This window comes from Streptomyces sp. URMC 124, from assembly GCF_051386455.1.
GTDB lineage: Bacteria > Actinomycetota > Actinomycetes > Streptomycetales > Streptomycetaceae > Streptomyces.
Genome location: NZ_JBPQTS010000555.1, coordinates 1 through 253, shown reverse-complemented (window position 1 = coordinate 253; position 253 = coordinate 1). Strand labels below are relative to the sequence as shown.

Below are 253 nucleotides of genomic sequence, written 5' to 3'. Positions count from 1 at the left end.
CGCTGCTGAAGCGCTCAATGCCGTGCAAACACGACGTTTCGATATGATCGTTCTTGACGTCATGCTTCCGGACATGGATGGATTTTCGCTGTGCACGGAAATGCGCAAAACCATCACGACTCCGGTTTTGTTTCTGACCGCACGTTCCAGTGACCTGGATAAACTTCGAGGCCTGTTCTTGGGCGGGGATGATTATGTAACCAAACCATTTAACCCTCTAGAGGTGATCGCGCGGATTCAGGCACATTTGAGA

At 50.6% G+C, this 253-nt stretch carries 1 protein-coding gene; it reads left to right on the top strand.

What is annotated here, in order from left to right:
• Positions 1-253 (top strand): response regulator transcription factor (locus ACSNOG_RS33675; RefSeq protein WP_436756466.1); only part of this gene is annotated, 253 nt, incomplete at both ends.